This is a genomic window from Vibrio sp. 10N.286.48.C11, assembly GCF_041469805.1.
Taxonomy (GTDB): Bacteria; Pseudomonadota; Gammaproteobacteria; order Enterobacterales; family Vibrionaceae; genus Vibrio; species Vibrio crassostreae_C.
Genome location: NZ_JBFRLK010000012.1, coordinates 1 through 23995 on the forward strand (window position 1 = coordinate 1; position 23995 = coordinate 23995).

The following is a 23995-nucleotide window of genomic DNA, read 5'->3' on the forward strand; positions in this document are numbered from 1 at the left end:
AGTTGTTGTTTCTGTTGAGGGGTCAGTATTATTTTCATGGTGCGTAGCATGATCCTGCTTTAAGGAAAAATCAAGCATCTTCAATGATCACGGGTATATCGTTGAGCTATCAGGTCCAGACTGAGGAGGTGCGACACCATTTTGCCAACCTGGATCCGTCGGACCATCGCTTGAGCCTCCGCCACAACCGACAAGCGCAGTCGTAATTACTGTTAGTAAAAAAGTACGTTTCATTGTTTCCAATTCCTTTAATGTATGTCTTTATACTTTGGATAAGCTTACACATTTCAACTAATGATCTCGTGGTCAACCGATTTCATTCGGCTGGCAACCCAATATGAAATGCTATTCTCGCCATTATTGTGACCTACTTGGTGATTTGTGCAGATATAAAGTAACGGCTGAACCAATTGGAACAGCCTTAATACTCTAGGATGTTAGATTTTCTTTATATGCTCTTTTGGGATTTGAATTGGCGGACAATAGAACTTCAATTTGTTCAATGGATTTGTCCTTTGTTTCTGGCAATAGCTTGGTGATCAGTGCTAAACCGATACCGCTAAATATGGCGTACATTAAGAATGTGTTAGCAGCCCCTAAATTAGCCAATTGCCAAGGGAAGAACTGCTGAATCAAGTAACTAGCAATACTAGTGACAATGGCTGAGATCGGTATGGCAGCGCTGCGAACCGAATTAGGGAATATCTCAGAAAAGAGCACCCACATAATTGGACCAATTGAGATATGAAACGCGGCAATAAAACCAAGAATGCCAAATAAGACTAAATAGGAATTAACGATGATCGCTTTCTCAATAATACTCGCTTCATATTTCACCAATTCAATTGGAGAATAGACCGTTGACAAAGCATCTTTAAATTCGACATCACTATTAAAAACTAATCCTTTGAATGACTCAAGTGGAGCAACGTCGATGGTTTCCGACAGTTGTTCAATGTTGCTATCTGTGAGCTCAAACTTGGCACTGTTAAAGCCATACCAGCATGTAAGATGGCTAAGAACAGCGCAAGTCAGGCCGATAAGTAATAGCGGACGGCGTCCCAATTTGTCTATGAACATAATCGCAAAGATGGTAAAAATGACGCTCGTTAAACCAATATATATCGCTTGTTGGAATGCCGCGTTACCACCAAATCCTACCTGTTCGAAAACTGTCGGTGCATAGAATAGGATGGCATTCATGCCTGTGATGCCTTGAACGATAGCGATCGTCACGCCAATCACCAATGCAGTGCGATACTTCGATGTAATGAGATTTTTAAGTTGATGACTAAAGGCTGGCTGCTTATCTTCTTGCATCGTAGTATTGACCTCTTTTACTGTATCCATCAATTCATCAGGTGCATACAGCTTGCTCAGTACCTCTTTTGCTTCCTTAACTTTACCTCTGGTGATTAACCAACGAGGTGATTCTGGGACGGTAAACAATAACCCAAACCATAGTATTGCAGGAACCAGTTCTGACGCTAGCATGGTTCTCCAAATACCCTCTGATGAAAGTAAGTAGATGTTCTCATTAAGATTGATGACAAGGTAGTAGTTAATAAAATAAGCCATGGATAAACCAATGACGATATTGAATTGGTTACATGACACCAATTTACCTCGTAATCGAGAAGGGGCGACTTCACCAATGTACATGGAGGCCAAAGATAGAGAACTGAAGGCAAGACCACCAATAAAACGAGCGGCGACAAGCATCTCATAACTCGTTGATAATGCGGAACCTATTGCGGAAAAAATATAGAGTCCTGCTATCAGGATAAGGGTGTTTTTTCTTCCCCAAGTGTCGGCTATTTTACCGGCAAAAAATAAGGCGATGATTGCGCCAAGGCTCGGTGCACTTACCACCGTACCAACCTGTAAATTTGACAACCCAAACTCCATACTAATATAGCGAATGGTTCCCGATATGATCGCGGCATCAAGGCCGAAGACAAACCCACCCAGAGCGACAATCATCGCGTATCGAATGGCATTTTTAGTGTGATAGTTCATTGGGTATTACCTACTACAAAGAAAGATGAACCAATAGTTCACCATAGGTAACCCAAATACTGTCTGGCTGATCACAATTGGTCGATCAATTAGCTTTATTTATGTCTTTTTATCAACCTATTTTGCTTTTGGATCGAAAAAAACACCATGACGGTGGTTTTTTCATTGTGAAAGTGAGATTATTTCACCGTACCTGCGGTCATCCCAGACAAGATTTGTTTAGGAAGTGCAAAGAATACGCACTGCAGGGGAAGGGGCGCGAGTACAGCTGCGGGAAAAAGTTGCGTAGGATCGGCAGAGTAGATACCTAGGAATCGTAATACTGCAGGCATAATCGTTAGCTTGCTCTCAGTAGTAATAAATAAAAGTGGGTTAACCACATCATTCCACACCGATAAAGTACCGAAAATAGCGAGCGTACCAGTCAATGGTTTCAGCAGCTGAAAAATGATGTCGAAAGGCAAATTCCCCTCCGCATAAACAAATAAAGAGGGTTTTGTTGCTGAATTCAGGCAAAGGGCAAACACTTGTTAAATAGTTCGTATTTTAAATGATATGCTGAATGTGGGGCATACCTATCCCAGTTAGCTTATTGAGTACTTTGAGCATGGCGTAAGTCTCCCCAACTTGCGCGTTGTAATTGCGAAGCGTGAGTGAGGCTCCCATTATCTGCTTCAGGCGATACATAGCGTCTCAGATATTGAACACTTATGACAACCATACTTCTGTTTCCACCTTTTGTTCGAGCCATATAGCTTTGGCAGCCAATCGCCAGATTACGTGGATGATCTTTTTCCCAGAAGGCTGCATAAGGGGGCTGCTTTCCTAACCGTAATCGCCCTATGGCACTCCCTAGGACCGCATGCGCTATCTCCCGAGCTCTCCCTGATTGAACGGCGTGTTTGTTTGAGCAGATTGGGGAGTACTTCCGCATCTGCCACTCCTGTTAATGTCAGTTCAGACGCGATAATTTCATAGGTATCAGTATCAACAGCAAGATGGAGTTTACGCCAGACTCGACGCTTGCCATCGGTCCCATGCTTTTTTCTATTCGCCTTCACCGTATACCTTGAGTCCAGTAGCATCAATGGCGAGGTGCTGAATAGCACCTCGTGAAGAGGCTTTAAAGCAAAGCTCGACATCCTTAGCTCGGCGACTGATGCAAGAATAGTGAGAACAAACCAACGGGACGTTTGCCAATCTAAAAATGGAGTCGATGGATTTATGTAGCGCCTTAAAAGGTAAGGAAAAGATGCGCTTTACCATGAGAGCAGTTGTGATGGCCAAATCACTAAATAATCGTGCCTACCACGTCTATTCTGTCTAGGTTGCTTCCACTCTATTATCGCTTCTTAGTCAATCCAAAACGTGAGTGAACCTCGGTTGACTGGGGAGTTATTGTACTTGCGCCAGTTAGTAATTTTGTGGCGAGGCTTCGGCATGAAATCAAAGTCAGTGAATGAATGTCCATGATATTATCGTAAGATTCTGATTTAGTTCACTCGATTTATGCACGACGCCTCTTGCTGAATGTGGTCTACCAAAAAATATACATTGTTACACCATTTATTGCTTTACTGCTAATGAAGCGTGCGATTGTTTGATGTTGTGGTAATTCTGAGCGAAAATTGCACGCAATGTAACTAATTGTATGATTTTATTTGTTGAAATATGTTTGCCATTTTGTGAGGTTTGGTGGTTTTTATAAAAATTAAGGTTGTATGAATATGTACCTGATCAAATTTCCGCATAGATTTTTTACTTCTGAAGGCGAAATGCTACTTTCGTCACGTTAAATTGGGTTACCAATATTTAAACTCATCAACGTGAGTGTAACATTGGTTAAGCAAACTCTTGCAAGTTTAACTGTAGTGTCTATCAGTGTCTTTTATAAGTAATCAATTAACTAACGACTTTAATGGGTAAATAAAAATGAAAAGGAAATTTCTTTCACTTTCTCTTATCGCTGTTGCGGTAAGTAGCATATGCGCACCAGCGGTGGCAAAAAATGCCACTAGAGATTTAGATGGTTTCAAATTTTCAGGTTTCGGCCGCGCCGCTGTCGGCGTTACGCAAGATCAGCTTGTGAGTAAAACTGCTAAGAAAGCACATAATGGCGTCAATATCATTCAAACGGCGGGTAACCCATATAAAGCAACAGGTAAATTGGGTAACCAAGGAAGCCAAGCTGAACTTCATTTTGATTATGGTGTTAGCCAAAATGATATGAACTGGGTTGTGCATACCAACGTTTTTACCGGCGCCAGTACTTATAACGATGATCCAACAAGACCAGCGTCAAATTACTTCTTTCTCGATGAATGGTGGGTTCATGGTACAGGTATTATAGATTCAAACCCGAATGCTGCGGTTTGGATGGGGAAACGTTATTATGGACGTTACGAAGCATCATTGAATGGATTTCAACACGTTAACCAAGATGGTCTGGGTGGCGGTCTTGATAATTTCGATGTGGGTTTCGGTATGTTAAATCTTGCGGTTGTAAAGGATGCTTTCGGCGGCCCAACCAACGAGTTCTGCGAAGTAAAGGATATATGGGAACAATGTGCGGACGATTCGGTTGAAGGCTTCAGTGGTGGTAATGTTTCGTTTCTTGCCAAGTTACACAGTATGCCCATTACCGACAGCTTGAAAAGTGATGTGTTCTTCAACTACGGCCGCTATTTTGGCTCCGATGCCGATATGAAAGCTCATATTAGTGATGGGAATTATACGCGTTCTGCACGTGAAAATAACCCAGATTCATACCAATTGGGTTTGGCGCTCACACAAGGCGATCGAAGCGATTGGAACCGACTTCTTGTTCGTTATAGTAACAAAACCAGTACTTCAATGACGCAAAGTTGGTTGCATCGTCCAAGCTATCAAGTGGGTGGTTTTTTTGACGGTGTACAAGAAATTACTGATTCGGTTCGCTTAGCGTACATGCTTTCACATGAAACTGCGTCTTACGGTGATGATGTTAAAGATCTAAAAGTAAACCGAGCACTGCCTTATGAAAAAACGACATGGAACCAAGCAGCGGTTCGCGGTACTTATAGTTGGAGCAGTAAGTTCTCAACGGTACTTGAACTGGCTTACGACCAAATGGATTTTGAAGTCAACGCTAGAGGTGCAACAACTGGAACCGACGGTACCAACTCTTCCGCAAAAGTAACGCTCGCTCAAGATATTCATCTAGGTAGTGGTTACTGGGACAGACCCTTTATTCGTCTATTTGTTACGTACGGCCAACTCGATACTAATACTCTCGCATTCCAAAGCTACGGTACAGGTTCCGACTGGCAGGCGGGTTATAACCCATACATTACCGAATTGGGTAAGAGAGACGCGACAACTTTTGGCTTGATGTTTGAAACTTGGTGGTAATTTACCTGAGAGGCAACCTATTTAGGTTGCCTTATTCAACATCGATGTTGAATAATATTGCTTTTTTCAACAGTATTAAAAAAGAACAGAAGATTGATAAAGGTATGGATTGAATTGATTGTTATGATCATATAGGAAGTTCTAAATTAGCTGCACTTAAGTGTTGTTATACGTTAGTGTAATGATGCAATTGCTTAGATGTTCTTCAATAGCATACCTGTTGCGTACAACAAGAACTTAGAAGTTATAACTGATGGTCAGTAACAATAGTCTTCATATTGACGTGTTTTGAATTAGAGCGGTTTTTTGAAAAGAAAATGTAATTAACCTTTCATTCTATTATTTTATCGTATTCAAAATGATGGGTCTTATATTAAATTATAACTAAATTAATCCACTTATTTAATTGACATGAACTGCTAAGGTTAACTCGAGTCGCACTATTTAAAAATGCTTATTATGAGTGGAGATCTATATGAAAAAAAGTAATTGTACAAATAGAATGGCAATAATACTGTTTGTGTTTTTGTTGCCATTTAATTTGCATGCGGAAATAAAAACGCCTATGGTGTTTCCAGGCAAAGATAGTCTTATTTTAGAGCTTGTTGAACTGGCGCTTCAAAAAAGTGGTAAGTCACATACGGTTAACCACGCTAATGAATATTTATCAGATGCAAGATTGGTGGAGGAAGTCCGCAATGGACATATCGATTTGATATGGGCTGGTGCATCTCAAGATCTACAAAATCAATTGCAAGCAGTTAAAATACCAATTTTTAAAGGTCTTGCGGGATATCGAACCTTTGTTATTGAAAAAAACAGTCAATATAAGTTTGCAAGTGTTAGAAATATTCATGATTTAAGAACCTTGAAAGCTGGGTTGGGGCGCTTTTGGTCAGATACTAAGATTCTAGAAGCAGCTCATTTAAACGTGATTAAACCAGTTAAGGCTGATAGTCTTTTTCATATGGTAGAAGGGGGACGTTTTGACTTTTTACCTCTTGGAGTCCATGAATCACGAGGTGTTGTGGAAGCCCAAGATGGTCTAAATTTGGCGGTTGAAGATAACATTCTTTTGGTGTATCCATCGGCGATGTATTTTTACGTATCGAAACAAAATACAAGTCTCTTTCAAGACATTAATAACGGGTTGGAAATAGCGATAAAAGACGGCAGTTTTAACGAGGTTTTTTATAACTCAGAGCTTATTAGGACTACATTTGAAACAAGTAAACTTACTGAAAGAGTTGTAATTAATATAGATAATCCATACTTGCCAAAAGATGCACCAATCGAGCGGAAAGAGCTTTGGTTAGATATTAATCGATAATGTAAGGGCGAATAAATGAATAATAGTTTAAGTAAAGCACTCTCAATTTTTCTTATAGTAGTCGGTTTTATTGGGATTTCTATTGGTGGCGGAGCCAGCTATTTTACGGTTAAAGATAGATTAAATACCGATTATACTCAAGACGTGGAATCTACCGTTGGTTTGGCTGATGCGGCGTTGGTAGAAGCGATTTTTGCGTATGATTTTGAGCAAGCACAGGCTGTAACCGATGCTTTGATTAATTCTGAAATTTTGCGTTCTGTTGTTGTGGTTGACCAACGAGGAAAAGAGATATCTAGTTCCGGTATCTCAGTCAAAAATTTGTCTAATACAGAGCATTCTGTTGTTCGTGGAGATGCAAAGATTGGTACTATTACCTTTCAATTTGATCCAGCAATTATTGGCCAAAGTATGCAAGACGAAATGTTATTGATGATGTTTTCTATCGTCTTGGTGTTGGTAATGGTCGTAGTTAGCGTATACTTCTTTATGCGTTCAGTGGTTATTCAGCCTATCGATGATGTGACTAATTCGCTGCATCGCCTGTCGACAGGTGATGCTGATTTGTCACAACGCATTTCGGTTAAAAGCAATAATGAAATTGGTCGGTTGACTAAGAATTTCAACGATCTTATGGATAATTTGACCGATATGATTGGTAGTGTCGCCAATATTAGTGACAACATTAGCGATATTTCTAACACGTTGACTACGGTTGCAAGAAAGTCTCAAGACGATGCTCAATCTCAACAAGCATCAATGCAGACAGCGGCAACGTCACTTGAGGAAGTGAGCGTCACCGCAGAGGATGTATATCGCAACGCTGAGGCAACATTGGCTAAGACTCAAGAGGCCATTAATTGTGTTGAAGAGGGTGGACGCTTAGTTGAGCAGAACGGCTCACTAGCGACAAGCCTTTCAGAGCAAATCAGCGAAACGTCACAGCGAATCGATGCTTTAATCCAATCTTCTTCTGACATTGGCTCTGTGGTTGAAGTGATATTAAGTATCGCAGAACAGACAAACTTACTCGCATTGAATGCGGCAATTGAAGCGGCGAGAGCTGGTGACCAAGGGCGGGGTTTTGCTGTTGTCGCTGATGAAGTGAGAGCATTAGCTCAAAAAACGCAGAATTCCACATCAGAAATAGAAACTATTGTTTCGAGCCTACAATCTAATGCAAAAAGAGCAGCTGATTCGATGGGTGCGAGTTTAGTATCATCACAAGAGGTAACGGCTGCAGCGATAACGTTGTCAGCGAATTTGCAGAAAATTTCGGTTGATATCGAGTCCATTAATAGTATGAATAGTGAAGTGGCGGTGGCGACAAAGCAACAAAGTGAGGTCACCAAAACCATCGCTATCAATATAGATGACTTAAATCAATTATCTTCATCTTTGTCGGCGAGTGCGACGGGTGTAAATGCAAAAGTAGAAGAGATTCAGGGGGTTAACCGTGATTTAACCAGCAATATTGGTCGGTTTAATATGTAAGAGTATATTACTTTTCACCTTCGTTATGTGGTGCTTTAAACATATGTAATAAGTAGATTAAAGGCTGGCTCGTTCTGATATGAGGTGATACTTTAGTTAAACGCTCGATGGACATCATCGGGCGTTTTGTATCTTAGAACTGTGTTCGGCCTCTTTTTATTATAGAGCCTAACTGACTCGCAACTATCTCCCAAGTTCCTGCTATTTGTAATAGTTAGCTTTGGGACTGTTTTTTTCGTAAGCTCTCCATAAGCCCCGCATTCTCATCACCACCCACGAATAATAAGATCAACTCTCCAACCCAAAGGATATTTGAAATGGCAAAACGACGCACCAATAAAGAATGGTAAACTCTTATCGAGCGCTATGAGAGCAGCAATATCACTCAATGCACCTTCTGTGAACAGACTGAACTTAGCCTATTAGCCTGTCCACGTGCTTTGCGAAACTAAGTTATTTACAAGCAACAACACCGTCGACGCCAGTCGGCTTTGTTAGAGACAAAGTCGTCGAAAAGACGACAAAATATCAGGCAGCCCAGCTACCAACAGCCAGCATGACTCCAACTTGCCTCTTTGTAGCGATGCATTATTCTTATTTACCAATAAACAACGCGATAAAATCAAAGTGTTGTACTGGGGTGTGCCACGAACAAAGGGCTAATGCCCTTTGGAACTGTGCTACTGATGGGAGAAGGCCTCCCGAAATCTGCCTGTAGGGGTCGGTTTCAAACCGCCAAGTGCTGCTGTATTTAAGAGATATGGTAGTGAGCAACTTTGGAAAAGGTATCAATAAAGATATCAGGTATGAATCAAGAAGATGAGCGAAAGCAAACCGTCCGATGACGCATCGTTAAGTATTAAGTGTTGTCAAAACTAGGGTCGCCCAGTAGCCCTAGGATAAGCTGAAAGGAAACCTACTTACTGTTTCAGTGGCAATCGGTGTATAGGCGGCATGAGCTTGATTTAGGCGGTAGCACGGAACGTGGGAACCTGGATTTGAATGATAAGGGAAATGACAAATGGCAAATACCATGAGGAAGAATACCAATGTCAAATACAGGGGCGGAGCTACTCGTAGTAGTGTTGAATTACCTGTAATGGGTAAGGAGCGAAGGGGTAGCATTATCCAGTTGGTGAAATTTAGTCAACCTAGCAAAACTAGGGAGGAGCCATATGGCATCAACAAAATCGTTTGATATTTCAAAACAACTTGTTTGGAGGGCATATCAACGTGTCAAAGCGAATAAAGGTGCGGCAGGCGTGGACAAAGTTTCTTTGTCAACATTTGAACGAAACCTGAAAGGCAACCTTTACAAAATATGGAATCGTATGTCGTCAGGCTGCTATATACCTCCTGCTGTTCAACAGGTGAATATACCTAAGAAGGATGGTGGTATACGCAGTCTTGGTGTTCCTACTGTGTCTGACCGTGTCGCTCAGATGGTGGTCAAGATGCAAATCGAACCTCAGATAGACGCATGTTTCCATACAGACTCGTATGGTTATCGATCTGGAAAGTCTGCATTACAGGCTGTTGAGAAAACTCGGCAGCGCTGCTGGCGGATGGATTGGGTTGTAGAGTTTGATATCAAAGGTGCGTTCGATAATATCGATCACGAACTGTTGATGAAAGCTGTACGTCATCACGTAAAGGTGAAGTGGGCTTTGCTTTACATTGAAAGATGGTTAAAAGCACCAACACTCACAGTTGATAATGTCTTGGAGCCTCGAACTCAAGGCACACCACAAGGTGGTGTCATTAGTCCATTGCTGATGAATCTGTTCATGCACTACGCATTTGATGTTTGGATAAGTAAAACTTCTCCTAAGTGTCCCTTTGCTAGGTATGCGGATGATGCAGTCGTGCATTGTCACATATGACCCGATATTGCGGGGATGGTTCCAATATTACGGACACTTTTACCCCACCCAAATGCGTAAACTAGCTGACTATCTGGAACTCAGATTAGGACGGTGGGCAAGGCGAAAATATAAACGTCTTGCAGGACATAAACGGAAAAGTGCACAATGGCTTAAGCATGTTGCACAAAATCGACCATGTCTGTTCACCCACTGGCATTATTTTGAAGATCAACGATTGGGTAATGGGAGCCGTATGATATGAGAGTATCACGTACGGTTCTGCGAGAGGCTAGAGGTGAAACTCCTCTGGCCTACTCACCATAAAACGGGCTTTGCCCCAATATATGGTACGTCCCGTTATTGCAAGTAGAGTTCAAAATAACGAGCTGATTTGCGCTAATATATTCAGAGTCAGTTAGAGACTGTCAACTAGTCTCAGCTCTATGATGAGGTGTGCGCCAGACTGTCCTCGCAAAGTTTAAAGCATGTTAGGTTGCTGTTTGGGGCAACAGGTCTTCAGTCTGGTGGTCTAACCGTTGTGTCATCTATTACTCTCATTGCAAATTCGATTATGTTCTGATTTCAAAGGGCTTTTTATTGACTAATATTGCCCATGCTATACGTGCAATCTTGTTGGCTAAAGCGACCACTGCCACGTTAAAAGGCTTTCGTTTCTTAAGCTCAACTAGCCATGAGCCAAAGTATCTTTCAACCGACTTATCTCTCCATAAAATTGACCTTGCCGCATGAATAAATAATGTCCTCAGCTCCTTATTCCCGCGTTTTGATATCCCAAGTAGTGTGGATTTGCCACCCGTAGAGTATTGAACAGGAACAAGTCCGATCCATGCAGCAAAATTTCGACCGTTTTTAAAATCATTTGGGTTACTGACTGAGGATATACAAGCACTAGCTATAACTGGACCAATACCTGGAACAGTCTGTAATTGCTTAACCTGCTCATTGTCAGCGAGAATTTTTTCGACTTTTTCAGCTTGTGAATCTATACGTTCATTGAGGTTCAGATAGTGATCATGAAGTTCACTCAATTCGAATATGATTAGAGGTGGAAGGGATTGATTTTTATCCACTAACCACTGAAATAGCCCCTTCATACCAGCGTGTCCTTTTGGAAAACTAATTCCGAATTCAAGCAGGATAGATCCGATTCGGTTCATACAAGCAGTACGCTCTCGAATATACCCGCTGCGTATTTTCCGAATAGTACAGATCACCTGCGCTGATTCGGTTTTCGCTGAAGAGAACCTCATTGTTGGTCGAGAAGCTGCTTCAGCGATCGCGTCGGCATCAATGAAGTCACTTTTGTTTGTTTTAACGTATGGCTTTACGTATTGGGGAGGAATTAGCTTGGGAGTATGACCGAGCTCAACACACTTTCTAGCAAGCCAATGAGCCCCTCCACACGATTCCATCGCTACAATTACAGGTTCATGGAAAGACAAGAACTCCAGTAGCTTCTGGCGAGTAAATTTTTCTTGAATAATTGTTTGCCATGTTGGTCATGCCCAACTAAATGAAAAGAGTTGTTACCTAGGTCAATTCCGATAATGTGAGACTTGTTCATGTGGCACTTTCCTTTAAAGATTAAACCAGTTCAAGTTTAGCTGTAGGGAGGGACGTACCATCTCATTAAGTATAGACAACTTGAAAAAGCCACGTGTAAGTGCCCTTCTACAGAGAAAAACCAGGTGTTTACCCTAACTCAATTCGAGCTCGATAGACTGCTTTCAGGCTTCACGATTATCGGCCATAAACCCGTTATAATAAACGTCATGAAAAACACGCCAGATACCAACTAGAAAGTCACGATGTTGCCGAGCTACAAGCGATGGTAGTAGTACTGATGTCGGAGGAAGATGAATGGAAATAAGAGCCTCAATCGCTGTTTGAACAACTCAAGCTTGCATTCGGTCGCCAGTTCGTAAAACGCCCGGAAGTGTTAAAATCTTACGATGAATCACAAGGTGACGTCTTCAGGCAGTCGAATGTGAAGCAGATAAGGAAGACGAAATTGAGGTGACGATAACCACAACAACGAAGAGGCGTGGTAACCGTAAACCTAGCCTCTTGAGGTTATCGAACTTGATTTAGACGACGATGAGAAGCAGTACGCTTGCGGCAAGCATGGCCTGCATAGAATCGGTGAAGAGCGCAGCTAGAAACTAGAGTTCACGCCAGCAGTACTCAAAGCACTAAGTATGCTTGCCGCCAATGCGAGATAAACAAGGACAACATCAAAAGCCAGCCCTACAGAGCATCATTCCTAAGAGTTTCACCACTGAAAGCTTAGTGGCTAACATCAACCTAAGTAAGTACCAATACGCGATGCTACTTTACTGGCAGGAATCATTATTTACACAATCAGGTATAGAGCTATCAAGTAACACTATGGCAAGTTGGTAGTTATCCAAGCGAAAAGTTCGCTCCGTTGTATGCAGCTTCGAGAGAGTACCTACTCAACCAGGTACTTAAGGCAGAGAAACAGTGTTTCATGTGGATTTACTGTTTGGGAGTGGATTCGTCTAAAACACCATTGCCAAATGTGAACAATATTGCGCGATATGCTTATAAGGTGGATAAAAAACGCCCGATGAAATAGAACTGGGCGTTTTAGTCATTAAGTGTCATCTAGACCGGAACGTTTTAATACGCTAGCTATCTAATTACTTATAATTTAGATATACGGTTTTTTTCTGCAAGTAACCTTCAAGACCATGTTTACCGTCTTCTCCGCCAATACCTGAGCGTTTGAATCCAGTGTGGAATCCATTAAATAACTCGCCATTTGGTCGGTTGATATAGATTTCGCCCACTTCCAGTTCATTAACCGCCTGCATAATCTTACTCATGTCGTTGGTGTAAACATAACCAGAAAGACCTAGGTCGATATCATTAGCATATTCAAGAGCCTGTTCGAAGCTACTGACAGGCATGGCAGATACGATTGGTCCGAACGTCTCTTCCTTCATTATATCCATGTCGTTCGTTACATTAGTAATAATGGTAGGTGAAAACCAAAACCCTTTATCAAATGCTGCGCCTTCTGGTTTACCACCGCCGAGTTCGATTGTGGCACCTTGTTCTTTTGCACGATTGACCATACGAGTGAGGTTTTCAATCTCTCTGGCGTTCACTTTTGGGCCAATATCCGTATCGCTGGCAAACGGGTCACCCACTTTGAGTGTTTTCGTTTTGGCGATAAATTTAGTCATAAAATTATCGTAAATCGCTTCGTGAATATACATACGCTCGTTAGATGTGCAAATTTGTCCACAGTTGCCAAAACCAGATTTAACAGCCAAGTCGACTACGTGATCAACGTCAACGTCCGCAAGCACGATAAACGGTGCTTTACCGCCCAGTTCTAAGTTAAGCGCGGTAATATTCTTAGACGCAGAGCGATAAAGAATAGAGCCTACTTCAGAGCTGCCTGTTAACGTTACTAGCTTGGTGATTGGGTTGCGAACCAGTTCATCGCCGACTACGGCGCCTTCGCCAGAGATAATATTAACAACACCTTTTGGAAAATTGCATTCAGTGATGAGTTTAGAAAATTCCAATACTGCAAGGGGGGTATCTGCAGGAGGCATGATAACCATAGTATTTCCAGTAACCAGTGCATTACCAAGTTTTCTTGCTGCAAGTGCTAATGGATAGTTCCACGCGAGTAATCCAACAGTTACACCAAAGGGCACGCGTTGAATCCAGATTTGCTCGTCTTGATTTTCGCTGGTAATTATCTCACCTTCTATACGTCGAGCGGATTCCGCAGCATAACGAAGAAAACCAACAGAACCGGCGACTTCGCCACGAGCGTCGCACAGTGTCTTACCTTGTTCAGTGGTTAACAGCTTTGCAAACGACTCGGTGTGCTCCTCCAATTTGTCTGCTAATTTAGAAACATATTGCGCTCGAGTTTGTGCAGGGAGTTTTGCCCAAGCTTTAGAGGCTTTTTCGCTAGACTTCAGTGCTTTTTGTGCGTCTTCTCGTGTAGCTTTTGGCGCGTAACCCACGATGTCCTCGTTACTAGGGTTAATAACTTCAATAGTCTCTGAACCAGAAGCTGCTAACCACTGACCATCGATGTATAAATTGCTATATAAAATAGGCATATGAATCCTCGTCGAATACAAATAATATACATCTAATATAACTCAAATACAGCCATTGGACAACCAAATCACTCTATTGGTGGATGTATTTGTGATTTCACTAACGTATTGATACATTCGTTATATAGTGTGGTTCTTAAGATGTGTATCACAAATATTGCAATAATGGATGAATTCAAGAAATTTGTTGCGCTTTAATTACATTTTCTTGATAGGAAAAGATGTAACTAGTGGTAAAATGAAGACTTACTATAAAATAGGTTGACCGAATCAACCTGACAACCCTGGAAAAATGATGATTGAATCAAATAATACAAAACGACGATACTATGATATCGGGTTACAAATTGAAGAATTGCTTCACTCTGGCTTTTTCAAAGCTGGTGAGCGTTTACCTTCTGAACGTGAATTAAGTGATCGGTTTGAAACCAGCAGGGCGACGATTCGCGAAGCTATCATTATGCTCGAGCTGAAAGGTTTAGTTATCGTTCGGCAGGGAGCTGGTATTTATTTTATTGATTCACCTGATAGAGCTTCAAATAGTGCTTTTATCCCTAAAAGTGATATCGGTCCTTTTGAGCTATTGCAGGCTAGACAAATTATCGAAAGTAGCATTGCCGGATTCGCGGCGACTCAAATAAAATTTAATGAATTAAGAGAGCTTAAAAAAGTTCTCAACCAGCAAGAAAGTGAAATCAACGGTAGCAGTGAAAAGTTTGAACAACTTGATGAACAGTTTCACCACTTGATTTCAGAGTCGACTCAAAATCGTGTACTTATTCGCCAGGCTGCTGAAATGTGGAATACAGTTCGTATTAAAAACCCGTTATGGCGAGAACTGAACCACAAGTATTTGCATGAAGAGCGTCTACAAACCCAATGGATTAACGACCACAAACGTATTCTGATGGCATTACAGAAACGTTCGGCAGAAGAAGCGAAACAAGCGGTCTGGCAACACATAGAGAACAGTAAAGTTGAGCTGTTAAAAATTGCCTCATCAGAAGGTGTAGATGAGGAGCTTGATGATTTTTTCTTTGCGCTTGATATAGACATTGAAAATACTTAATACACATGTGTTTTAAAGGCGAGCGTATAGCAGTTTTTATGTAGCGGAGTGATCTTGTAGTGGCATAGTGAATTTGGCCACCTGATTAGAGGTGTTAGAATACAACTCTAATCAGGTGAAACTATAACAAACGTATGAGACTTTCAGTCCCGAATTTAAGCTAGAAGCTGCGCAGTTGGTCACTACCAGGCTATACAGTTGTTGAAGCAGCGAAGGTGAATGTAAGCAATTTAGCAATTGAACAACGGATGAGGCAGCTCAAGTAAGTGAGGCAAAGCGTAACACCGAAAGCTTCGTCGCTCACTTCTGAGCAGATCGAGATCCGAGAGCTTAAAAAGCGGATTGCTGAGCTGGAAGAGCATAATGAAATAATTGAAAAAGGTGTTGCATTGACAAGTTGAATCTACAATTGCTCTGTTGATGTTGGACCTACTGAACAATTCTCGATAATTGAGAAACTCAAGTAGAGCTACAGTGTTTCAAAGCTGTGTAAAGTGTTCGGTTTCTATCGAAGCAGTTTTAATATTGGTGTAAGAAACCCAAGACTCAATCTGCAGAAGATGTACATCTACGTCCCCAAGTTCAAGAGGCTCACCGCGTTAGTAACGGTTCTGCCGGCGCGAGAACCATTGCGAGTATCGAAACTAACTCGCGATGGTTATCTCTCGTTTCAGAGCAACTAAGCTGATGAAAAACTCGGGCGGTTAGTCGTCAATGTCCTAAACACCGATATAGCAAAGCAACCCAGGAACACATTGAAATTATAAATCATTTAGATGACAGTTTGGTGTGACTGCTCCTAATCAGATCTGGTTCGGCGACGTAACCTATATTTGGACCGGAAATCACTGGAGTTATCTTGCAGTTGTTATCGACCTCTTTGTACATAAACCGATCGGTTGGGCGATGTCTTTTGCCCGATAGTCAACTGACATGTAAGGCGCTGAAGATGGCCTATAAGTCGCGAAGTAAGCCCTCCAATGTGTTATTCCACAGTGATCAAGCTAATCATTATACGAGTCGTATGTACCGCCAAGCATTCTGGCGATCTCAGATTAAACAGAGTTTATCTCGTCGAGGAAATTGTTAGAATATATACCCAATCAACTTGAAGATGCTGGTTTTAGAGCCTGAATATTATCATTGATTCGAGACACCAACGAAACTGCGATCTCTGGAAGAGTCACAGTAAAAAATTGGTCAATAGCTGCTGCTCTATCGGATTGAGAACGGGGCTATAAGATGGGAAGTAATGTATTCAATATTAAGGACAAACGCTGCATCTTTGACTATATTACGTCGGTGATATCCGGCTACATTTAAGACGATATGGAGTTTGTGGGTTAATGGTAGATTTCTCTTAGCTTTCATTAGTAGCGAACAATGCTTTTACTGTTAATGCTTTCGTAATCACTAACAGTAATCCTTCCAATATCCGACAGTTCCAACGCGCCAATAATATTCAGTCAGCTACGATTACCTGTCGCTTCAACCACTTTATCTTGACCAGCGCGTATCCATTCATGGAATGTTTTGGTCGATAATGTTGGGTGAACTGCATCGATGAAAACGTTTGGAATTAACGCCGTTTGCGAACAACGTAACTAAACTGAGTTCGTGCTGTTCGCATAAAACAAGCTCAGTAATATTGTTGTTTTCATAGTGTTCAAAGAGTGCGTACCACTCCTGAACAGAGAGTCGTTTTGCCGTTTTAAATTTTTTTGGGGTTAGAGGGGCGATGTTAATATTGGTGCAGAGTGATTTGAATGCGGGGTTTATGATGGATTTACTTTTCAGTGACCGCTAATTTGTAATGAATTCAAAAAAGCCCCTCTATTGAGGGGCTTGGTGTTATTCATTTTGTTAGGTTAAATGTATTTTAGCAGTTGGTGTCATCACCTGCAGGAGTGATGCAAACTGGATAGACTGCCGATTGTTGTTTTTCTGTCGCATCTGCATCGTTCTCGAACACAACAAATAGGTAGTAGAATTGATCTTCAGGTAGGTCTTGAGTTGGGACCAGTCCGTCATTTTGATATGAAGGGAGATCTAGCGAGAAAGTAATGTTTTTGCCTTCACTCGTACCAGGAGTTCCAGGTACGATGTCAAACTGAGCACCATCCCCACCTGCGTAATCCTTGACTAGTCCCCAGGTAGGTTTCTGTAGAAGACGTAGGTAAATCTTGACACCATCAGGCGTTGTTTTGTGAGAGCCTGCATTATAGTTAAACGTTACCTCTAACGGCTCATCAATTGGATTTGCTCTAGTTTTGTATTTCCAATCGCTATCTAGTTTAATAGACATGTCTATATAACTTTCAACGGTCAATGTGATTGAGTCTGTCACGGCATTTGGATTTTGACTGCCATTCGCCGTCGCAGTAATTGTTACCTCACCTTCTCCGGTTCCTGACACAATTCCATCAGATGAAACAGTCGCGATGGAGTCATTTGAAGAGGTCCATAAAATCGACTCATCGTCAGGTTTCTCTTCTTGATCACTAGATGTGAGTAACGCTTTGAGTTTAATTGTCTTATTTACATACAGGTAGCTATCATTTTGTTCTATCGTGATGTCTGTGACGTAAATAGGGTCAAATTCACCTACAGAAATTGCAATGCTCTCGCTCACTCCCTGAGTAGCTGAAGAGGTCACTGTGATAATGGTATCTCCGAAGCTGTGAGCAGTGATATCCCCTTCACTATTGACACTTGCAATTGTACTATCAGAACTTGTATACGTTACTTCAGGTTTCGCATTTAGTGGTGTGAATGACGGTTCTAAAGAATAGGTATCATTAATGCCTAATTTTTTCTCACTACGCGCGAGTGTGATTTCTGTTGGTACAGGCGCAAGACCGTCTGCTGATTTCAGTGTCTCACCAATGTTAGGCTTAATAAATCTAACCGATTCGCCATTACGCCAAGTGATGGTTGCTGCCTCAACTTGTTCTGTTTGACCAAGACCAAAATGCGTCAAGTTCATTACACTTTGTGAGAAAGATGCCCCACGTGAACCGACACGATGAGACGGTGTAGTACCGGAGGCAGTCTCTAGAACAACTCTAGCGCCTAGTGGATCAATGTTAGAGAATGGACTATAGCCGACGTCAACATTAAGGTAGTTTCCGGTATTAACTGTCGTGTTTTTATACAAATACCACATGCCGTTTTCATTGCTACCATTAAGTATGTCAACCTGGCCATTGCGGTTAAAATCGAATGCTTGTCCCATATCACCGTGACCAGGGTCATTAACATCGTGTGCGCCATGGGTTGTGGTTGTTTCAAATTTCCCTTTGCCATTGTTAACCAATAGTAAATCCGAAACACGTTCTGCAATGAAGCCAAAACGATGAATGAAGAGGTCATTCCACCCGCTATTGTTGAAGTCTCCGAATGTTACTCCCCAGTGGTTACCGCCTGTCGGCACATTCCATTCTTGTGTGCCATCAACAAACTTGTCACCGTCGTTTATAAGCAGCATATCGCTTACGTTACGGTTGGTTGGTTCCCAATCTGTCGTAACGCTGGTAACATTTTCAAGTGAAAAAGAGACAAGCCAATAAACATTTTGATTTCTGACCCATTCTACTTTCCATTTACCGCCACCGGTGTGACCGATATAAATCCCATTTTCATCACGGACTTCTGGAAAACCAACGGCATCTTCAGGTTGGACATCTAAAAATTCCGGTGCATCTTTCATGTCTGGATGAAGTTGACTTTCTTGGAAGCCTTCTGCGTAAACCCACTTTTTCTCTTTTGAGTTACCGAGGTAGATTGGATAACCATCATCGTATTGACGATAGGTCAAGCTTAGGTCTTTAAGCGTTAGTGTCGCATTTTCATCTGTTGTAATGTCGATCAGCGTTTTACCGGTTTCGCCGTCATCGCGGACGTCGAATGTTTTTGTCGTTGGGTTGAAATCATAAGATTTGTTTGACAGTTGGTATTCAGGAAGACCACGAGATAAATAAATGTCAAAGTGGCCATCGTTATTTAAATCTACTTCCGCTGCAGATTGTACCTGGTCTAAGCCTATCGCATTAGCTGGTAGGCGCTCACTGGAAACATCAGTAAAAGTGAAGTCACCATTGTTTCGCCATAAGGATACGGGTGAAAATAGCAGTAGATCTTGTTTACCATCGTTATCGTAATCTAGAATGAGTGCACGTTGGCCGAGTGTGTGCTCTAATCCAGCCACGCGTTTTTGTGTGAATGTACCATCGCCGTTATTTTCATAAAATAGTTGAATAGGACCATCGTAATCGGGTGTTTTTGCATTAACCAGTATTAGGTCCAATAAGCCATTGTTATTCAAATCAACCCAGCGGGGGGCTCTTCCGCGCGCAGGGGTTGTAATGCCACCATTGCCTTCTACTTGAACAAAATTGCCACCTTCGTTTTTGAAAAGAATATAAGAAGAAGGATTCGTTCCGTTTGCTCCACCAATAGCGAGCATCATATCGAGGTGACCGTCACCAGTGTAGTCACCCAAAGCGGTACCATGGTAATCTTGTGGATTAGGGAACATAGGGACAACATCTACCGCGCCACCGTCTAAGTTTGTTACTACCTGTGGTGCAATGTAGTTATGGTTGTTTAGAATGGCATCATAGTATCCAGTATCGTTAATGTCGCCAATCGATGGACCGCCATATTTGAGTGTAACTTCTGTTTCCAACCCAACTTCAGCGGACATGTCGGTAAACTCTGGGAGGGTGATGTCTCCAAGTGGTGCTGCAGTCATTGAATTGACTTTCACAGCGCCTGTTCTGACAGCAATAGTAAACGGTGTTCCGTTGTCAGACTGAGTTGCAATGTCGTTTAGTTTTGTTATCAACCGCAAAGAATGATCGCCGGACGAGGGAATATCGACGTGATCTAAAAGAACCTTCGTTCCCTGAAGCACAGAAATAGAAGCGTAAGCTGACTCGATAGTAACATCTAATTCTAATGCCTGAAGTAACTCTGGAGAAGTAACATCGACATCAACATTGATATCTTTTCCTACTTCAGTCGTTGCAGGAAGTGTAGTAATTGCAGGATTTTGATCGCCAGGTGGGACAGACCCATCTGAGCTGCTAGAACTACTATTGCATCCAACGGTGGAAGCTATAGCTAGTGCTAAAATGCTAAAACCGATTTTTTTATTTATTGACATTATGTTTTCCTTACGTCGTCAAAAATATTTCTCCCGTAGTTTAATTGAGCATAAATAATTGGTTTGTGACCTCTGTCTATTGGTTGTACAAAAAGGCTATTTTTAATGCTAAATTCTTGAAATAGATCAACCTATTTTGATTTGGATAGACTTTTAGTATAAAAAATAGCAGTTTTTAGACTCTTTTTAGTGTTTGTGACGTAGGTTATTTAGAATTACGTACTAAACTGCTATCTTTTGTTCAACCAATTTTTTAGCATTTAATAAAAAGGTGAGTGTTGTATGAAGCGTTATCAAATGTACGTAGGCGGTGAGTGGATTGATGCAACAAATAATCAAGTTGAACAAGTCATTAGTCCGTCAACTGAAGAGGTTATTGCAGAGATTCAAAATGCTGATGAGAGCGATGCAAAACGAATTCTTGAAGTAGCAAAACAGGCGCAAAAATCTTGGGCTAAAACACCAGCTAAACAACGGGCAGATATTCTGCGCAAGTTTGCTCAATTGATTCGAGATAATAAAGAATACTTAGCTGAGCTACTTGTTAGGGAGCAAGGAAAGCTCTATCGCGTCGCAATGGGGGAGGTAGAGGTGACCAGTACCTTTATTGAATATGCGTGTGATTGGGCTAGGCAGATGGATGGTGACATCGTTCAATCCGATAATGCAAATGAGCAAATCATGATCCATAAAGTGCCTCGTGGAGTCGTTGTCGCAATCACGGCTTGGAATTTTCCGTTGGCTCTTGCTGGTCGTAAGATTGGGCCCGCGTTGGTTGCAGGTAATACTATTGTAATTAAGCCAACGTCTGAAACACCACTTGCGACACTTGAGCTAGGGTATCTTGCTGAGGAAGCCGGGATTCCGGCTGGTGTTTTAAATATTGTCACTGGCGGAGGACGGACGTTAGGTAACGCTCTTGTTGGTGATAGGTTGACCAATATGGTGTCAATGACGGGTAGTACTCCTGCTGGTCAATCTATTATTAAGGCATCTGCAAATAATATGGCGCATGTTCAGTTAGAGCTGGGAGGCAAGGCGCCTTTTATTGTAATGGAGGATGCCAACCTTGAACAAGCAGTCGCGGCAGCACTGCACTCACGTTTTGATAACTGCGGTCAAGTTTGCACGTGTAATGAACGTATGTATGTGCACAGTAGAGTTTACGATAAATTTATGCGTCTTTTCATGGATAAAGTCGCGTCAATTAAAGTGGGTGACCCAATGGATCCTACGAGTGACATGGGGCCAAAAGTAAACGCTCGTGAGTTAGCTCATATGGAAGAGCTCGTTGCCCAAGCTATCAATGAAGGTGCTACCCTAGCATACGGTGGTGAACGTGTTCAAGGGGCCGGTTTTGAAAAAGGTTTCTGGTTCCAGCCCACTGTACTGACTGATGTGACTCAGGCAATGACTATTGTTCATGAAGAAGCGTTTGGTCCAATCTTACCTGTTATTCGATTTGATACTTTTGAAGAAGTGATCGGGTATGCCAACGACAGCGATTATGGTCTTGCGGCGATGGTTTGCACTAATAACATGAAATATGTTAACCGATTGTTGTCGGAGTTGGAGTCGGGTGAGGTTTATATCAACCGCGGACATGGTGAACAACATCAAGGTTTCCATAATGGCTATAAGCTAAGCGGGACAGGTGGTGAAGATGGTAAATATGGATTTGAACAATATTTAGAGAAAAAAACATTCTATGTGAATTTTGATTAACGGAGAGGTAACAGAACAAAGCTTTGTTCTCTTATCAGAGGATTCGCCATTCTTCGACGACATGAATAGCTTAGATCACTAAATGGTTAAGCTAATAACACAGCGTTGTTATGGAACAACGAGAATCCAGCTTCGGTAAGCCATATTTATTTCGTGGCTTACCGATTCGAAAGGCTGTTTTCAGACATAGATTAAATGCGTACGACATTAGTCCATCAAATGGCTGGGCGCGCGATTCAGTGTTTACCTCCTTGCTAGTGTTTGTTATTTAGTGATTGATTTAACTCATTTAGAAAAAGCGAGATGGCGGTATCAGTTCGAACTGTGGTGAACTGATATTGGCCACGCTCTTAGAGTTTAACCAGAACAATCGTTCTGATTCATTGGGTGTTAAACCACCGTTGTATTGGTGCGGGTGGAGCTGGCAATAATAACCAATAATGTATCGAGTAATTTCTTGTTGCGCCTCTGCAACGCTCCTATAATCTACTGTTGGTATCCATTCCGTTCTCAAGCTTCTAAAGAAGCGCTCCATTGGTGCATTATCCCAGCAATTTCCTCGACGAGATAAGCTTTGCTTGATCTGAAAGCGCCACAATAACTGCCTTGAACGCTGTGGAACATGACGCCTTGTGGTTTACCACGAGACTCATAAGCCATGGCAAGAGCCTTACTTGTTAATCGACTATCGGGCGATAATGACATTGGCCAACCAATATTTTTCTAGCAAACAGATCGATAACAACGGCTAAGTACATCCAACGATTACCTGTCCAAACATAAGTAACATCACCAACCCACACTTTGTTTGGCTCCGAAACTGCAAACTGGCGGCCTAAGTGGTTTGGGATCTCAATATATTCTTGTGATGTTCTGCGATATCAGTGTTTTGGTACTTGGCAGCGCACTAGGCCAAGGGCTTTGATGAACTTCGTTGCACTGTCACGACTCAGGTTAGTTCCCTGAGTCGTGATTATGTCAGCAATGGTCCTAGCGCCCGCAGAGCCGTTGCTTGCGGCGTGAGCCTCGCTAACTAAACTATGGAGCTTTACTGTTTCAGCATTAATCTCTGCTGGACGTTTTCGCTAGTAGTTTAGCTGCTTCGATGAATATTGAAAACTACACATAATATTTTTACGCTGTGGCTCTGCTTGAGTTTCTTGATTATCAAGAATTGTTCATTGAGTCCGACATCAACAGAGCCGTGGCTTTTTTTAATCTTTCATTATGCTCTTCAAGGCGAGCTAACTTCTTCTTTAATTGCCGTATTTCAATTTTCTCAGGCGTCATTGGTGATACTTTAGGTGTTTTCCCCTGACGTTCTTCTTTTAGTTGGCGAACCCACTTATCCATCGTGGATTTACCAACGTTCATCGCTTGAGCAGCCTCTGCCACTGAGTGGTTCTGATCTAGAACTAGTTGTGCTGCTTCCAATTTGAAATCGGCACTAAATAGTCGTCTTGTACGCTTTGTCATAGTGCCACCTGTTAACTTATCAGGTGATGATATCACCTCTAACTAAGTGACCAAATTAAGCGTACCACTACAGAACTGATGGCGATACGGGTTAATCGGTAATGATTAGCTTGTGGCTTTACGATACTCAACTGGTTAAGTAGAGACAAAAAGTAACGTTATAATCAGATTTGTATACTAGACATTTATGACGGAGTTTTTTGGAAAGTACTTTTATCATTTTGTTAATGAGATCATTCTATTGTCAACCAAATAGTGCGATTTGTTATGTGCGTCACGTTAAATTGGTTTTCCAATTGTTAGTATAAGTCTATCGGGTTAATTGAA

12 protein-coding genes and 6 pseudogenes are annotated in these 23995 nt (G+C 41.8%); 9 read left to right on the forward strand and 9 right to left on the reverse strand.

Annotated features, from left to right (window positions below; genetic code table 11):
• Window positions 1-87 precede the first annotated feature (87 nt).
• The 4 genes and pseudogenes from AB4209_RS04280 to AB4209_RS04295 all read right to left on the reverse strand — a co-directional run bounded on the left by AB4209_RS04280 (window position 88) and on the right by AB4209_RS04295 (window position 3461).
• Window positions 88-234 carry a hypothetical protein gene (locus AB4209_RS04280; RefSeq protein ID WP_372054946.1) on the reverse strand — a complete coding sequence of 49 codons (147 nt, stop codon included), beginning with the start codon at window positions 232-234 and terminating at the stop codon, window positions 88-90.
• A 195-nt stretch (window positions 235-429) separates the two neighbouring features.
• The gene (locus AB4209_RS04285; protein WP_372054948.1) at window positions 430-2019 is read right to left on the reverse strand and encodes a sugar porter family MFS transporter; all 1590 of its coding nucleotides are present in this window, start codon (window positions 2017-2019) and stop codon (window positions 430-432) included.
• A gap of 179 nt (window positions 2020-2198) precedes the next feature.
• Complete coding sequence (locus AB4209_RS04290) at window positions 2199-2483, reverse strand: hypothetical protein (protein ID WP_372054950.1); 285 nt, start codon at window positions 2481-2483, stop codon at window positions 2199-2201.
• A gap of 82 nt (window positions 2484-2565) precedes the next feature.
• A pseudogene (locus tag AB4209_RS04295) lies at window positions 2566-3461 on the reverse strand (IS5 family transposase).
• A gap of 490 nt (window positions 3462-3951) precedes the next feature.
• Here AB4209_RS04295 and AB4209_RS04300 point away from each other — a divergent pair.
• The 5 genes from AB4209_RS04300 (at window position 3952) to AB4209_RS04320 (ending at window position 10360) form a co-directional block, all read left to right on the forward strand.
• Complete coding sequence (locus AB4209_RS04300) at window positions 3952-5409, forward strand: carbohydrate porin (RefSeq protein WP_372054952.1); 1458 nt, start codon at window positions 3952-3954, stop codon at window positions 5407-5409.
• 475 nt (window positions 5410-5884) lie between these two features.
• A complete protein-coding gene (locus tag AB4209_RS04305; RefSeq protein ID WP_372054954.1) occupies window positions 5885-6739 on the forward strand; it encodes a diguanylate cyclase in 855 nt (284 codons plus the stop codon).
• A gap of 15 nt (window positions 6740-6754) precedes the next feature.
• Window positions 6755-8233, forward strand: coding sequence for a methyl-accepting chemotaxis protein (locus AB4209_RS04310; protein WP_372054956.1), 1479 nt, complete (start codon window positions 6755-6757; stop codon window positions 8231-8233).
• A 1175-nt stretch (window positions 8234-9408) separates the two neighbouring features.
• Window positions 9409-10116, forward strand: a complete 708-nt coding sequence (gene ltrA, locus AB4209_RS04315; RefSeq protein ID WP_372054958.1) for a group II intron reverse transcriptase/maturase — start codon at window positions 9409-9411, stop codon at window positions 10114-10116.
• Window positions 10091-10360 (forward strand): group II intron maturase-specific domain-containing protein, encoded by a 270-nt coding sequence (locus AB4209_RS04320; protein ID WP_372054980.1) that lies wholly within the window; start codon window positions 10091-10093, stop codon window positions 10358-10360. The genes ltrA and AB4209_RS04320 overlap by 26 nt, the downstream gene beginning before the upstream one ends.
• Before the next feature lie 307 nt (window positions 10361-10667).
• Here AB4209_RS04320 and AB4209_RS04325 read toward each other — a convergent pair.
• Window positions 10668-11683 (reverse strand): annotated as a pseudogene (locus AB4209_RS04325) (IS110 family transposase).
• 208 nt (window positions 11684-11891) lie between these two features.
• Between AB4209_RS04325 and AB4209_RS04330 the strand changes: the two are divergent.
• A pseudogene (locus AB4209_RS04330) lies at window positions 11892-12706 on the forward strand (transposase); the annotation flags it as partial.
• Window positions 12707-12782: 76 nt separating this feature from the next.
• Here AB4209_RS04330 and aldA (AB4209_RS04335) read toward each other — a convergent pair.
• Window positions 12783-14231 carry an aldehyde dehydrogenase gene (gene aldA / locus AB4209_RS04335; protein WP_372054960.1) on the reverse strand — a complete coding sequence of 483 codons (1449 nt, stop codon included), beginning with the start codon at window positions 14229-14231 and terminating at the stop codon, window positions 12783-12785.
• Between the two features lie 295 nt (window positions 14232-14526).
• Between aldA (AB4209_RS04335) and AB4209_RS04340 the strand changes: the two genes are divergently transcribed.
• The gene (locus AB4209_RS04340; RefSeq protein WP_372054962.1) at window positions 14527-15300 is read left to right on the forward strand and encodes an FCD domain-containing protein; all 774 of its coding nucleotides are present in this window, start codon (window positions 14527-14529) and stop codon (window positions 15298-15300) included.
• Between the two features lie 175 nt (window positions 15301-15475).
• A pseudogene (locus AB4209_RS04345) lies at window positions 15476-16387 on the forward strand (IS3 family transposase); the annotation flags it as partial.
• 16 nt (window positions 16388-16403) lie between these two features.
• On the opposite strand, the pseudogene AB4209_RS04350 reads toward AB4209_RS04345, so the two are convergent.
• Both AB4209_RS04350 and AB4209_RS04355 read right to left on the reverse strand, forming a co-directional pair.
• Window positions 16404-16871, reverse strand: a pseudogene (locus AB4209_RS04350) (transposase); the annotation flags it as partial.
• A 308-nt stretch (window positions 16872-17179) separates the two neighbouring features.
• The gene (locus AB4209_RS04355) at window positions 17180-20467 is read right to left on the reverse strand and encodes an FG-GAP-like repeat-containing protein (protein WP_372054964.1); all 3288 of its coding nucleotides are present in this window, start codon (window positions 20465-20467) and stop codon (window positions 17180-17182) included.
• A gap of 282 nt (window positions 20468-20749) precedes the next feature.
• Between AB4209_RS04355 and aldA (AB4209_RS04360) the strand changes: the two genes are divergently transcribed.
• A complete protein-coding gene (aldA, locus tag AB4209_RS04360; RefSeq protein ID WP_102469044.1) occupies window positions 20750-22192 on the forward strand; it encodes an aldehyde dehydrogenase in 1443 nt (480 codons plus the stop codon).
• 289 nt (window positions 22193-22481) lie between these two features.
• Here the strand turns inward: aldA (AB4209_RS04360) and AB4209_RS04365 are convergent.
• Window positions 22482-23668 (reverse strand): annotated as a pseudogene (locus AB4209_RS04365) (IS3 family transposase).
• Window positions 23669-23995 lie beyond the last annotated feature (327 nt).

What these genes read in the sequence shown, in the direction of transcription:
- AB4209_RS04305 (WP_372054954.1), top strand. Translation starts at nt 5,885, where the DNA reads ATGAAAAAAAGTAATTGTACAAATAGAATGGCAATAATACTGTTTGTG.
- aldA (WP_102469044.1), top strand. Translation starts at nt 20,750, where the DNA reads ATGAAGCGTTATCAAATGTACGTAGGCGGTGAGTGGATTGATGCAACA.
- AB4209_RS04300 (WP_372054952.1), top strand. Translation starts at nt 3,952, where the DNA reads ATGAAAAGGAAATTTCTTTCACTTTCTCTTATCGCTGTTGCGGTAAGT.
- AB4209_RS04340 (WP_372054962.1), top strand. Translation starts at nt 14,527, where the DNA reads ATGATTGAATCAAATAATACAAAACGACGATACTATGATATCGGGTTA.
- aldA (WP_372054960.1), bottom strand. Translation starts at nt 14,231, where the DNA reads ATGCCTATTTTATATAGCAATTTATACATCGATGGTCAGTGGTTAGCA.
- AB4209_RS04280 (WP_372054946.1), bottom strand. Translation starts at nt 234, where the DNA reads ATGAAACGTACTTTTTTACTAACAGTAATTACGACTGCGCTTGTCGGT.
- AB4209_RS04285 (WP_372054948.1), bottom strand. Translation starts at nt 2,019, where the DNA reads ATGAACTATCACACTAAAAATGCCATTCGATACGCGATGATTGTCGCT.
- AB4209_RS04320 (WP_372054980.1), top strand. Translation starts at nt 10,091, where the DNA reads ATGCAGTCGTGCATTGTCACATATGACCCGATATTGCGGGGATGGTTC.
- ltrA (WP_372054958.1), top strand. Translation starts at nt 9,409, where the DNA reads ATGGCATCAACAAAATCGTTTGATATTTCAAAACAACTTGTTTGGAGG.
- AB4209_RS04310 (WP_372054956.1), top strand. Translation starts at nt 6,755, where the DNA reads ATGAATAATAGTTTAAGTAAAGCACTCTCAATTTTTCTTATAGTAGTC.
- AB4209_RS04355 (WP_372054964.1), bottom strand. Translation starts at nt 20,467, where the DNA reads ATGTCAATAAATAAAAAAATCGGTTTTAGCATTTTAGCACTAGCTATA.